This is a genomic window from Carnimonas nigrificans ATCC BAA-78, from assembly GCF_000526695.1.
In the GTDB taxonomy this organism is placed as follows: Bacteria; Pseudomonadota; Gammaproteobacteria; order Pseudomonadales; family Halomonadaceae; genus Carnimonas; species Carnimonas nigrificans.
In genome coordinates this window covers 272,787-284,649 of the sequence record NZ_JAGO01000013.1, presented here as the reverse complement: position 1 = coordinate 284,649, position 11,863 = coordinate 272,787, and the positions used below count along the sequence as shown (strand labels likewise).

The 11,863-nt window shown below is 55.7% G+C and carries 11 protein-coding genes; 5 read left to right on the top strand and 6 right to left on the bottom strand.

The genetic code is table 11. The features are described 5' to 3' along the window. Positions 1-63: 63 nt before the first annotated feature. Entirely contained in the window at positions 64-762 is a 699-nt protein-coding gene (locus L881_RS0108730; protein ID WP_025733325.1) for a LemA family protein, read from the top strand. A 92-nt stretch (positions 763-854) separates the two neighbouring features. Next, a complete protein-coding gene (locus tag L881_RS13610; RefSeq protein WP_025733324.1) occupies positions 855-1,028 on the top strand; it encodes a superinfection immunity protein in 174 nt (57 codons plus the stop codon). A gap of 282 nt (positions 1,029-1,310) precedes the next feature. Here the strand turns inward: L881_RS13610 and cysZ are convergent, their stop codons facing one another. From cysZ to uvrD, 4 genes are all read right to left on the bottom strand, one after another. After that, on the bottom strand, positions 1,311-2,063 hold the full coding sequence (gene cysZ / locus L881_RS0108720; RefSeq protein ID WP_025733323.1) for a sulfate transporter CysZ: 753 nt from the start codon (positions 2,061-2,063) through the stop codon (positions 1,311-1,313). Between the two features lie 313 nt (positions 2,064-2,376). Beyond that, entirely contained in the window at positions 2,377-2,838 is a 462-nt protein-coding gene (locus tag L881_RS13865) for a DUF2501 domain-containing protein (RefSeq protein ID WP_025733322.1), read from the bottom strand. Between the two features lie 241 nt (positions 2,839-3,079). After that, positions 3,080-3,808 carry a phosphate signaling complex protein PhoU gene (gene phoU, locus L881_RS0108710; protein WP_025733321.1) on the bottom strand — a complete coding sequence of 243 codons (729 nt, stop codon included), beginning with the start codon at positions 3,806-3,808 and terminating at the stop codon, positions 3,080-3,082. 123 nt (positions 3,809-3,931) lie between these two features. Continuing rightward, positions 3,932-6,220 carry a DNA helicase II gene (gene uvrD, locus L881_RS0108705; RefSeq protein ID WP_025733320.1) on the bottom strand — a complete coding sequence of 763 codons (2,289 nt, stop codon included), beginning with the start codon at positions 6,218-6,220 and terminating at the stop codon, positions 3,932-3,934. Between the two features lie 467 nt (positions 6,221-6,687). On the opposite strand from uvrD, the gene L881_RS0108700 reads away from it, so the two are divergent. After that, positions 6,688-6,870, top strand: a complete 183-nt coding sequence (locus L881_RS0108700) for a hypothetical protein (protein ID WP_025733319.1) — start codon at positions 6,688-6,690, stop codon at positions 6,868-6,870. 150 nt (positions 6,871-7,020) lie between these two features. On the opposite strand, the gene L881_RS0108695 is transcribed toward L881_RS0108700, so the two are convergent. Then, complete coding sequence (locus tag L881_RS0108695) at positions 7,021-7,902, bottom strand: DUF72 domain-containing protein (protein ID WP_034578950.1); 882 nt, start codon at positions 7,900-7,902, stop codon at positions 7,021-7,023. Positions 7,903-8,070: 168 nt separating this feature from the next. Here L881_RS0108695 and mltA point away from each other — a divergent pair, with 168 nt between their 5' ends. Further along, a complete protein-coding gene (mltA, locus tag L881_RS0108690) occupies positions 8,071-9,228 on the top strand; it encodes a murein transglycosylase A (protein ID WP_025733316.1) in 1,158 nt (385 codons plus the stop codon). A 314-nt stretch (positions 9,229-9,542) separates the two neighbouring features. Next, on the top strand, positions 9,543-10,439 hold the full coding sequence (ypfJ, locus tag L881_RS0108685; RefSeq protein WP_025733315.1) for a KPN_02809 family neutral zinc metallopeptidase: 897 nt from the start codon (positions 9,543-9,545) through the stop codon (positions 10,437-10,439). 92 nt (positions 10,440-10,531) lie between these two features. On the opposite strand, the gene L881_RS0108680 is transcribed toward ypfJ, so the two are convergent. After that, the gene (locus L881_RS0108680) at positions 10,532-11,536 is read right to left on the bottom strand and encodes an ornithine carbamoyltransferase (RefSeq protein WP_025733314.1); all 1,005 of its coding nucleotides are present in this window, start codon (positions 11,534-11,536) and stop codon (positions 10,532-10,534) included. Positions 11,537-11,863: the final 327 nt, after the last annotated feature.

The window sequence follows — 11,863 nt, the reverse complement described above, 5'->3', positions numbered from 1 at the left end:
ATTGATAGACGCCGTAGTGATAACATACGCAGACAATTGCCTCTTTTACGGAAAATTCTGTTTATGCTCTTTATCCTGTTTGTTCTTATTATTGTCGCAGCTGTTATCCTCTTTAAATCCTATAACACCTTGAGAGGGCTTTCCGAGAAGGTCAAGAGTCGACGGGCCAACATCACGGCATCCATCAAGAAACGGCAGGATATTGCCCAGCGCCTGGCAGATATTGCCAAGAGTTACGGGGATCATGAGAAACTTCATCATTTCTCTGCGATGGAGCTGGACGGGGGGATTGCCAGCGCCCGAGAAGCAAATGCTGACGCAAGTCAGGTTATCAGTAGTGTGCAGCAGTTTGCCCAGCGCTATCCGGATCTCAAGGCAAGTCAGATTTATCAGGAACTGATGGCCCAGCTGGAACATATTGAAACCCAGATTCTTGAACGTCGTGAAGACTATAACCAGGCAGCCGAGAGTTACAACGGCAAGCGTGGCAGCCTTCCGGAACTCTTCTATGCAGAAAAAATGGGCTATGGCGAGGCTCCTTATTTCTCCATTGATGATGAAGGCAATGAGAAGATTGTAGAGTTCCAGACGGATGACGGCAGGATTCTGCGTGAATCGGTAGGTCGCGTGGCTTCTTTTACTAAAGCCGGGGCACTTGATGCTTCACGCCGGGTCAAAGGAGATAACAGCCGCCCTGATAATGAAACAGGGCCGGAAGTTACTGACGAGCCACTCAGCAATAAGGATGATCGCCAAGGCTAAGCAGTATTGGCCTGGTGATACGCCGTTTGAATTGATATTAGCTGTAGAAAACGTATTCACATACCACTCATTAACAACGAGTAACCTTTTTCATGATGACACTTGCTTCATTGGTAGCACTAATCGCATATTTCATTCCCACGGTCATCGCCTTCATGCGCGGCCACAAAAACAGGATCGCCATCTTCCTGCTTAACCTGCTGCTGGGATGGACCTTTCTGGGATGGGTTGCGTCACTGGTGTGGTCATTCACCGCAAAGGATTAAGTCATCAGGCAGTTGCCCCCTGATCCGGAAAAGATCGTGGTAACGCCCAGATGGGCTGTTCGCACAGGCTCGATTCCGAAAGAGTAAAGGTATCGAGCATTCTTTCCTTCAGGTAAAAGCCAACGAACTCAGTTATCGGCTGGCCCTTCTCCGATGACAAACGCGCGAGTGCAGGGGCAGCCGTAGTTTCAAAAAACGGCCATTGCCTGCTTCAATATAGCGACGGCACCACAATGGCCTTATATATTCGCCCGTGCTCGACAAAGGATATAGGCGGTTTCGCTAACGCTGCTGCTCAATCGCTTTTCCAGGCAAGGTTTTATTTAGCGACCGATAATGGTCGCGCCACAGAATAACGCCTGCCGCTACTGCGCCCGGCATCACGAACAGGTTAAGGACAGGTATCCAGATCAATACGCTGACCGCGCCACCAAACGAAAACGTGTGAAAGCGCTTGGCGTATAAAAGCTCACGCATACGGGTAAAGCTGACGCCATGGGCATCCATCGTGTAGTCAAGGTATTCGATCGCCAGGCCCCATGCTGAAAATGCCAGCCACAGGAACGGCGCAACCACGTTGATGCCCGGCACAAATCCCAGTACCAGCAGCACCAGCATCCGCGGCAATAAATAGCGTAGCTTGTGCAGCTCGCGTATCAGCCCGTCGAGGGCTTGCCGCCACAGAGTGCGCGAATCGTCGGCAGAAGGCTCGCCCAGATGGCGCTCGACCGCTGCCACCAGAAACCCGTAGAACGGCGAGGCCAGCAGGTTCACCATCACGGTGAAGGTGTAAAGCGCGGGCACAATCAGCGCCAGCACAAACAGCGGCAAGAGCAGGAAATCGAGCCACTGGAGCCAGCTCGGCACGGCGTTCATCCAGTGCTCCAGCCAGCCGGAAAACAGCGAACCGAGCAGCGTAATCATGCCAGCATAAAGCAGCAGAATAATGATCACCGGCACGATGACATAGCGCCGCAGCCCCGGCAGCAGTACCAGCCGGATACCTTCACCCAGTGAAGAAAAACCATCGAGCATATCAGCGCAGTCCCTAGCGATAATAACGAAAATGGTGCCCGGCGTTGGCTGCAATGACGACAACCACGGCGCGCTCAGGCGCTTCCGATGCGCAGTCACCAGCACAGATGAGACAACACCGAATAGCGAGGGATTATCTCGCGACGATACCTGCGCAACAATGGGCGAAACGCGGTATGAAGACGCAACGGCTTCAGCAAGCAAAACGCGCTGCAATTCTGCGTGAAAGGGAGGCTCACCAGCCCGGAAGCGGCAGCAGCAGGTGCATCCGGGCCACTGCCAGCGCCGCCAGTGCAGCGACGCGCATCAGCGATTAACTGCCGAGGAAAGAGGAGGTCGCCTTGTCGGTAATCATGCCGCACACCTTCTTGCCAACCTTGCCCTTGAGATTGGTCAGGCTGAAGGTCTGACCGTTATCGCCCTGCAACAGGCCGTTCAAGCCCTGCTGGTAGCTGTCGCTTTCGGTGGCCTGGCTCTGCCCGCCCAGTTTGCCGAGCAGACTATTCTTGACCTTGTCGGTTGCGCTCTCGGTATACCCCTGACGCTGGCAATAGCCGAGTACGCCCGCCACGTTCTGCATGCTGCCGAGGTTCAACGAGCCGGAGCCTAGTGAGCTGAGCAGTGATGCGCCGCTGGTGGTGGTCGCGCTGCTCTCTCCCTGCGATGACTGAGCGGCCATTACCTTCCTGGCATTGTCGAAGTTGAATGCGGAAGCCAGTGGGGATACCGCTACGGTAGCGGTAAGCAGCACGGCGGAAAGATGACGTAGCTTCATGAAAACGGTTCTCCTTGAACATAACGAACCACAGTGCGGCGGATTCGGCAGAAAGAGGGTGCCCCTCTCGGTGAGATGATGCGGAAGGCGAAGAGCACACGCTAGAGCAAGGAGCCACGCGTGTCCAAGCCTGCCAGCCTTCCCTAAAGACCAAGCCCCGGCGATACGCCAAGGCTTGGTCAGCACGCTGAAACCCCACGAAAGCGCTTTATCACCTGCCATCGCGGTGGAAGAGAGGAGGTTAGCGGATATCGTCGAGATCCTTCTCATGCAGATCGCGCAGATGGGTATGACGCAGATCCAGCCCCTTCACCAGATAGATAACCGATTCAGAGAGGTTGTCTGCATGATCGCCGATGCGCTCCAGCGCCCGCAGCACCCACATCACGTCGATAACGCTGGTGATCGAGGAAGAATCTTCCATCATGAAGGTAGCCAATGCCCGCAGCGCACTCTTGTAGTCGCTATCGACATCCAGATCGGCGCGCCGCACTTCCAGGGCAAGCCCGGTATCGAAGCGGGCAAAGGCGGTCAGTGAATCACGCACCATGCGTTTTACCTGCGCGCCAATGCGACGAATCTCGACCAGCCCGCGATCGCTTTCAGGCTGCCCCATCAGAGCCTGTGCATGGCGAGCAATCTTGTCGGCTTCATCACCGATACGCTCAAGGTCAGAAGCAGCTCGGATCACAGCGATCACCAGGCGCAGATCGGAGGCAGCCGGCTGACGACGAGCGATGATTTCAGTGGATTCGTCATCAATTTGAAGCTGCATTTCGTTGACATCGTGATCCTGCCTGGTCACTTGCTCAGCCAGAGCGCCATCACGATTTTGCAGCGCATCGAGCGCATCGCCCAACTGCCGCTCGACCAGACCTCCCATCGCCATTAAATGGGTCTTAAGTCCTTCCAGCTCCTGGTTGAACTGGCGAGAAATATGCTGACTGTGTTGCCCGTTCGACGTATCCATGGAGTGCTCTCAAAAACGGTTATGCGATATGCGGAAGACGACCATACTGAACTCATCATTCCACTCGCGGATGACAAGCGTGTGACGAAGGCTCGAAGGCTGCGCTGTTTCTCAACTCTCGCACTATAGAGCTTCAAGCCTGGCAAAGCCTAAGACCAGCCATTTGTCGCCATGTTCCTCAAAGCTGACCTGCACCCGCGCGCGATCGCCCTGCCCTTCACCGTTGACCACCACACCTTCACCAAACATCGGGTGACGTACACGCTGGCCCAGCGAGAGCGTTTGACCGCCGCCTTCCGTCTCTTTTTGCTGCGAAAGACCACTACGCGGACGCGATGCAGAGGAGTAGGCAGAGCCGCCGCTGGAGCGCCCGCCATAGCTTCCCCCGTAGGCAGGACGATCCGCCATTGGCCGCGATACCTGACCACGTAAGCGTACTTCTTCAATCAACTGGGGAGGCAGTTCACGAATAAAGCGCGAAGGGCGCTGGTAGGTCTCCTTGCCGTGCAACCGACGCATCTCGGCATAGGTCAGATACAGCTTCTGCATCGCTCGGGTAAGGCCCACGTAGCAGAGACGGCGCTCCTCTTCGAGACGGCCCGGCTCTTCCACCGACATCTTGTGCGGAAACAGCCCCTCCTCGACGCCAGCAATAAACACCATCGGGAACTCAAGCCCCTTGGCCGAGTGCAGCGTCATCATCTGCACCGCGTCTTCGAACTCATCGGCCTGCTGCTCGCCCGCATCGAGCGCGGCTTCTGCCAAAAAGCGCTGTAGCGAGGCTTCACCGGCAGCCTCGCCTTCCGGTTCGGCAGGATCGGTGCCACGTATGCCGCTATCTTCCTGAATAAAAGCGCGCGCAGCACTCACCAGCTCTTGCAGGTTTTCGACCCGCGCCTGGCCCTTCTCGCCCGGCTCATTCTGGTGATAGTCGATCAAGCCTGACGACTTGATTACGTGATCGAACTGCTCATCGAGCGGCAGCCCGGCAGTGTCGTTATCCAGCCCGTCGATCAGATTGGCAAACGCAGTCAGGGCGTTGGCAGCGCGACCGCTGATGGCCTTCTTCGCCACTGCATCGTGGAGAGCCTCCCACAGCGAGATGCCTTCATCACGGGCGTGGGCGCGCAGACGCTCGATACTTTTGGTGCCAATGCCGCGTGCCGGTACGTTGATCACGCGCTCCAGCGCCGCGTCGTCATTGCGGGTAACCAGCAGACGCAGATAGGCCAGCGCGTTCTTGATTTCAAGACGCTCATAGAAGCGGTGGCCGCCGTAGATACGATACGGCATCGAAGCTCGAATCAGCGCCTCTTCCAGCACACGCGATTGGGCGTTGGAGCGGTACAGAATCGCAATATCGCGGCGCGCCATGCCATCTTCCTTCACCGCATGAGCGATGGTATCGACAATAAAGCGCGCTTCATCGAGATCGTTGAAACCGGCGTACACCGAGATCTTTTCGCCGCTGCCGGCATCGGTCCACAGCTCCTTGCCCATGCGCCCCGAATTATTGCGAATCAGCGCGTTGGCCGCTTCCAGAATCGCTTCGGTGGAGCGGTAGTTACGCTCCAGGCGCACCACCTGTGTCTGAGCGAATTCGCTGCGGAAACGTTCCAGATTTTCAACCTTGGCACCGCGCCAGCCATAGATGGACTGATCGTCGTCGCCGACCACCGTCAAGCGGGCACGCTCCCCCGCCAGCAGCTTGAGCCACAGATACTGCAAGGTGTTGGTGTCCTGAAACTCATCGACCAGGATATGACCAAAGCGCTCCCGATAGTGCTCCAGCAGCGCAGGGTTATCGCGCAGCAGCTCCAGCGAACGCAGCAGCAGCTCACCGAAATCGACCAGCCCCGATAGCTCGCATACCGATTGATAAAGCGAGTAAATATCGACCATCTGCTGCAAATAGGCGTCGCCTGCCGTATCGACATCAGAGGGCCGCAGCCCCTCTTCCTTGCAGCCCGAAATAAAGTTGGCCACCTGACGCGGCGGATATTTTTCATCGTCAATGCGGTGATCTTTCAGCAGGCGCTTCACCAATCGCAGCTGGTCATCGCTATCAATGATCTGGAAGTGCTCGATCAGGCGGGCATCCTGCCAGTGCGTGCGCAGCAGGCGATGGGCAATCGAGTGGAAGGTGCCGACCCACATGCCGCGCGCAGAGTGGTGCAGCAGCCCGTCAAGGCGTGTACGCATCTCGCGCGCCGCCTTGTTGGTGAAGGTAACGGCCAGAATCGAATAGGGCGATAGCTGCTCTTCTTCGATCATCCAGGCGATACGGTGCACGAGTACGCGCGTTTTACCGGAACCAGCGCCTGCCAGTACCAGCAAGTTGCCTTGAGGCGCACTGACCGCCTCGCGCTGCGCATCATTCAAACTGTCGAGAAGACGATGGTCGGAAGTCACAGAGATACCCGAAAAAATAAGCGTGAATTGTCGCAATCTTACCATAACCAGACCGCTGACCCGAGCCGTGGGCGCACTACGCTGCGCTATCGCACAGAGACAGGGCGTGCGCCTTCCGCAGTCGTTAACTGGCGCTAGATATTTACATTCGAAGAAGCAGATGGCGCTTTCAAGCGTGGAATATTGCTCTTTTGGAGCGACAGTGATTTTCCTTCCTGCCAGGCCGAATAAAACGAGTCGAATAAAACGTATGGCCAATAAGCGGAAAACAAGCGTTCAACGCAGCGTCATTACATTGTCATACCGCCGCGTTATCACTCTACACAGGTATTTAAGTCCACTCTGAAAGTGCGCCAAATACCGCTGGGTGCTGCCTGAACAGTGAACATACATTTACCTGATGATCCGACAATCACCGCGTTCAGACAGTACCGGAACACTGCTTTCGATATGCAAGGAGTTCGTGAATGCCTCAACACTCGTCTCACTTTCCGATTGAAGCAAAACTTATTACCACCGTTCTTCATCTTGAAGCCCTCGCCAATGCCAAGCGCCAGCGACTCGCCAGCTACCGTTACCGCAATGCACGTCAGGGCATAGAACGACATTGGGAAAGACGACGACTCGCGCAGGAAACCGATATCCTTTAATTCCCTATGGTTATGCGCTAACTATTCCCCGCTATATCCAATCACAACCTGCCGCGCCCTCTTCCCTTGGGTGCGGCCTAGCACTACGACATTACCTTTCCGACATATAGCGGCTTCGCTTATGCACTTCCAACTTCCATGTACTCATCATCAAAATAGTGAGTGCTGGCGCTCGGCAGGAAACTCGGTGTTATCAGGCAGTATGGGATGGTCAGGAAGACGTTCAGAAATGCGTTGAAGAAGCGCTCGGGCAAGCTGCGGCGCAGAACGGTTATCCGGTGTATGGACGAAAAGAAATGGACTTTTCCCCTGAGTTATCCACAGGCTTATCTGCTCAATCCACGGCGTAAATCGCTGATGATTAATCGTCATGTCACTGTGTCCTATAAAACGAATAATAGGGTGCACTCCGGTTGAAATCACATGTAGCGGGCGTCGCGGCTTTTCAGACTGGGCAGTCGATAATCCCGGATCGTTAATGGCAGGTGTTGAAAAGAGTGCGCGAGTATCGAGCATCACCCGATCTGCATTATAAGTTATCAACAATCGGTTAACGTTTTTTTCCACCGCTCCTTTCGCAAACATGACCGGATCACGAGGTTCAACCGCACATCCGATATGCGACGGCCAACGATCCAGCAGATGGTGTAAATGATCCAGTTCGGCTTCGCCAAAGTTTCTCGGTAATTGCACCATCACCGGCCCTAAACGCTCTTCCAGCGGTGCAATCCGCTCTAGAAATTCACTGACGCCATCATCCACGTTCTTTAATCGCGCTTCATGGGTTAATGCCGACGGTAACTTGAAGCAGAATTTAAAATGCGCAGGGGCAGCCTCTCGCCACAGCCGAATCGTCGCGGCTGAAGGCGGGCCACTATAAAACGTGGTATTTCCTTCTACCGCGGAAAACCAGCCCGCATACTCGGAAAGGCTCTCGCGCATCGGCATCTGTGCGGGATAAAATGTGCCGCGCCAGTCGGGGTTTGCCCACATGGGCAGACCAGTGAACAGCGTTCCGTCAGAAATATTCATGAAAATTAGCCTTCCTGAAGAAACGCAGCCTTTAAAGCTTGCATATTGTGCACTACCATTCGTTCGCTAAATGTCATCTACAGCCTTCGCAGTGGCTGTCTTGCTATCAGCACTATAGATCAGAACGTTTACCCCGATGCTTTAGACACAGGCGAAAGAGGAATCAGTTTGTACCTTATCATTTCCCGGTTGGCCCGCTCCGCTAGCATCCTGGCGACATTGGCAACCCTCTCGCTACTCGCCGCCTGTTCAAGCTCCCCTTCAGAAGAAGGGCGTGATAACAGCACAGGAAGCATCGTTACCACCTCGCCTGGCGCGGGCATTCATCCCGTTACGCCCCCTGAACCGTCCTCGCCGCCGCGCATGACGCCCGGCGCATGGCGTCAGGTGCCGGGCTGGGCACGAGAAGACCCCACCTCCGCCTGGAGCGCGTTCCGCTCCAGTTGCCTGGCTCTGGCCTCGAAACCCAAGTGGCGCAGCGTCTGTAGCGCTTCCCAGCGAGTTGATCCTCTCGATAATGTGGCGATAAAGCGCTTCTTCGAGGATCACTTCACGCCTTACCAGCTCACGAACAGCAATGGCTCCACCTCGGGCACCATCACCGGTTACTACGAACCGGAGCTGCAAGGCTCGCTCACACGTCACGGTGCCTACCAAACGCCGCTTTATGCCAAGCCCGCCAACGTGAGCCGCTGGCGGCTCAACCGCCCTCGCGCGCAGCTACTCTCCAGCGGCGTTTTGGCGGGGCATGAACTGGTCTGGGTCAATGATCCTGTTGAAGCGGCCTATCTGCAAATTCAAGGCTCGGGGCTGGTGAAGCTGGATAATGGCAAGGCGATGCGGCTTGGCTTCGCGGATACCAACAACCAGTCCTTCCGCTCATTCGCACGCTGGCTGATTGACCACCATGAGATCACCTATGCGCAAGCGACACTGCCCGGCATTCGGGCATGGGCGAAGCGTAATCCTGCGCGTGTCGAGCAGATGCTGAACAGCAACCCACGCTATGTGTACTTCCGCGAACTGACGCTTGAGGACGTTGATGACAAGAGTGGCCCCATTGGCGCACTTGGCGTGCCATTAACGCCCGAACGCAGTATCGCGATCGACCCCTCCAGAGTACCGCTCGGTGCGCCCGTCTTTTTGGCTACCACTCATCCCGGTACCGGCGCGCCCATTCAGCGCTTGATGATGGCCCAGGATACCGGCAGCGCCATCAAGGGTGCCGTGCGTGCCGACTTCTTCTGGGGACGCGGTGATACGGCAGGCGAAATTGCGGGAAAAACCAAACAGCGCGGCCAAATGTGGGTACTCGAACCTAAATAACCACGCAATGGCGGCAGCTACTTGCCGCCTGAATACAAAGCGGCATGCACCCGGTCCTCCCGAGTGCATGCCGCTGTTGCATATCTGAACCAGCGTTATCTCCCTTGATCCAGACCGCACACCGCGCATTTCCAACTTCGTGGTAAAGCTGGGCATGGCCGCTCAAGGCCAGCCAAATCTGCTCAGCAGCCCAATGGCTTAAGTTCTGAAAATAAACTGAAAACATTGCTAAACTTCGTTTGCCACGCACCGACCATTGCGGTCGCCCGTGCAGAACAACCATCGGATTTTGGCTCTGACAGGAATCAGCATTCATGAAATGGGATAAAGGACGCCGCAGCAATAACGTAGAAGACCGACGCGGCACCAGCACGGGTGGCCGACGGTCGCTGGGTGGCAAGGGCACGCTCAGCCTCGGTGGTATTGCGATCATCGTGCTGGTGGGCTGGCTGATGGGTGAAAGCCCGATGCAAATTCTCAACCAGATCATTGGGCAGTCGGAAATGTCAGCGCAGTCGCCGCAATCATCGCAGCCGAGCGCCCCGCCCCGCGACGACGAGCACAGCAGAGAGCAAGTCGATTTCGTTAAAACCATTCTGGGTGACACCGAAGATACCTGGAAGCAGCTACTACAGCAGCGTGGCGTGCAGTACACCGATCCGAAGCTGGTGCTATTCAGCGGTGGCGTCAACTCTGGCTGTGGCTTTGCATCTACCGCCACGGGGCCTTTCTACTGCCCGGCGGACCGTCAGGTATATCTCGATCTATCGTTTTTCGATGAAATGAAGCAGCAGTTCTCGGCCAGCGGCGATTTCGCCAATGCCTACGTGATTGCCCATGAAATCGGCCATCACGTACAGAACGAGCTGGGAATTTCTCGCAAGATACAGCAGCTCGCACAGCAAGGTGAGCCGATGAAGGGAGCGACCGGTCTATCGGTTCGTCAGGAGCTTCAGGCCGACTGCTTCGCGGGTGTGTGGGCGAATCATGCGCAACAGCGCCATCATTGGCTGGAAGATGGCGATGTCGAATCTGCCTTGAACGCAGCCAATGCCATTGGTGATGACCGCCTTCAGCAGCAGGCGCAGGGCCGTGCGGTGCCCGACTCCTTCACCCATGGCACATCACAACAGCGCGTGAACTGGTTTACTCGCGGCCTGAAAAGTGGCGATATCGACCAGTGCGATACGCTTAGCGCACAAACGCTGTAGCTATATGTAGCAGAAGCGAAAATACGCCCTTCACGCAAACGGGCCGCCCCGATAACGCGAGCGGCCCGTTTTTCTGAACATAACGCAGTGGATCAGCCCAGCGACGCTACCATAATCGCCTTGATGGTATGCAGGCGATTCTCGGCCTGATCGAAACAGACGTTAGCTGGCGATTCAAACACCTCTTCGGTCACCTCAATGCCATCGGCAAACTGCGGATAGCGCTCCGCTACCTGCTTGCCTACTGCGGTTTCCGTATTGTGAAACGCCGGCAGACAGTGCATGAACCTGACTCGCGGATTGTTGGCAGCCGCCAGCATGGCCGAGTCAACGCGGTATGGCGTCAGCAGCTTGATACGTTCGTCCCACACTTCTGCTGGCTCACCCATGGAGACCCAGATATCGGTGTGAATGAAATCCACGCCATCTACTGCTTCTTGAGCATCTTCGGTCAGCGTTACGCGAGCACCGCTCAACTTCGCAAAGGCGCGACACTCTTCCACGAAGTCAGCGTCCGGCCACAGCGCACGCGGCGCACCAATGCGCACGTCCATCCCCAGCTTGGCACCAATCATCAGTAGCGAACGCCCCATGTTAAAACGCGCATCCCCCAGATAAGCGAAGCTGATCTCACTTAATGACCCCTCGCGGTGCTCACGCATGGTCAGCACATCCGCCAGCATTTGAGTCGGATGGAAGTCGTCGGTCAGACCATTGAAGACCGGCACGCCAGAGTATTCCGCCAGCGCTTCCACCGTGCTCTGCTGATCGCCGCGATACTCAATGGCATCGAACATCCTTCCCAGCACGCGCGCGGTATCCTTGATCGACTCCTTGTGACCAATCTGGGACGACGACGGCTCCATGTATGTCACCCCGGCGCCTTGATCGCGCGCCGCTACCTCAAACGCACAGCGGGTACGTGTCGAAGTCTTCTCAAAAATCAGCGCAATATTCTTGCCGCTCAATCGCTGCTGCTCATGCCCCGCATACTTGGCGCGCTTCAACTCAGCGGACAGCTCGACAAGAAATTCGATCTCTTGCTGCGTATGGTGCATAAGGCTCAGGAGCGAGCGATTCTTGAGATTAAAGGCCATGATTGAGTTCCAGGAGAGCAGTCAGATACTACACGCATGAAAAGAAAAAGACGTGCGCCTGGTAATACAACGCCCGCCATCGAGAGAATCATTCAAGATAGCAGGAACCATCAGGGTTGCGAAGGGCTACCGGGGCAATATCAGCTCCTTTTCAAGTCAATAATGGTTCAACTGTTAGCCGATGGCGGGCTAATCATGAAAAGCAGAAGATATTTGAGGTGATGTAAACAGAGGAAAGACAACGGATAAAACGCTGTTTGTCACTTAGAGAGAAGATACTTCGCGCGTAATAAAATGGCACATCAATCAATAATATAGCGCAGCCTT

Coding starts and splice junctions, on each gene's coding strand:
- L881_RS0108730 (WP_025733325.1), top strand. CDS start 64: ATGCTCTTTATCCTGTTTGTTCTTATTATTGTCGCAGCTGTTATCCTC.
- L881_RS13610 (WP_025733324.1), top strand. CDS start 855: ATGATGACACTTGCTTCATTGGTAGCACTAATCGCATATTTCATTCCC.
- cysZ (WP_025733323.1), bottom strand. CDS start 2,063: ATGCTCGATGGTTTTTCTTCACTGGGTGAAGGTATCCGGCTGGTACTG.
- L881_RS13865 (WP_025733322.1), bottom strand. CDS start 2,838: ATGAAGCTACGTCATCTTTCCGCCGTGCTGCTTACCGCTACCGTAGCG.
- phoU (WP_025733321.1), bottom strand. CDS start 3,808: ATGGATACGTCGAACGGGCAACACAGTCAGCATATTTCTCGCCAGTTC.
- L881_RS0108700 (WP_025733319.1), top strand. CDS start 6,688: ATGCCTCAACACTCGTCTCACTTTCCGATTGAAGCAAAACTTATTACC.
- L881_RS0108695 (WP_034578950.1), bottom strand. CDS start 7,902: ATGAATATTTCTGACGGAACGCTGTTCACTGGTCTGCCCATGTGGGCA.
- ypfJ (WP_025733315.1), top strand. CDS start 9,543: ATGAAATGGGATAAAGGACGCCGCAGCAATAACGTAGAAGACCGACGC.
- L881_RS0108680 (WP_025733314.1), bottom strand. CDS start 11,536: ATGGCCTTTAATCTCAAGAATCGCTCGCTCCTGAGCCTTATGCACCAT.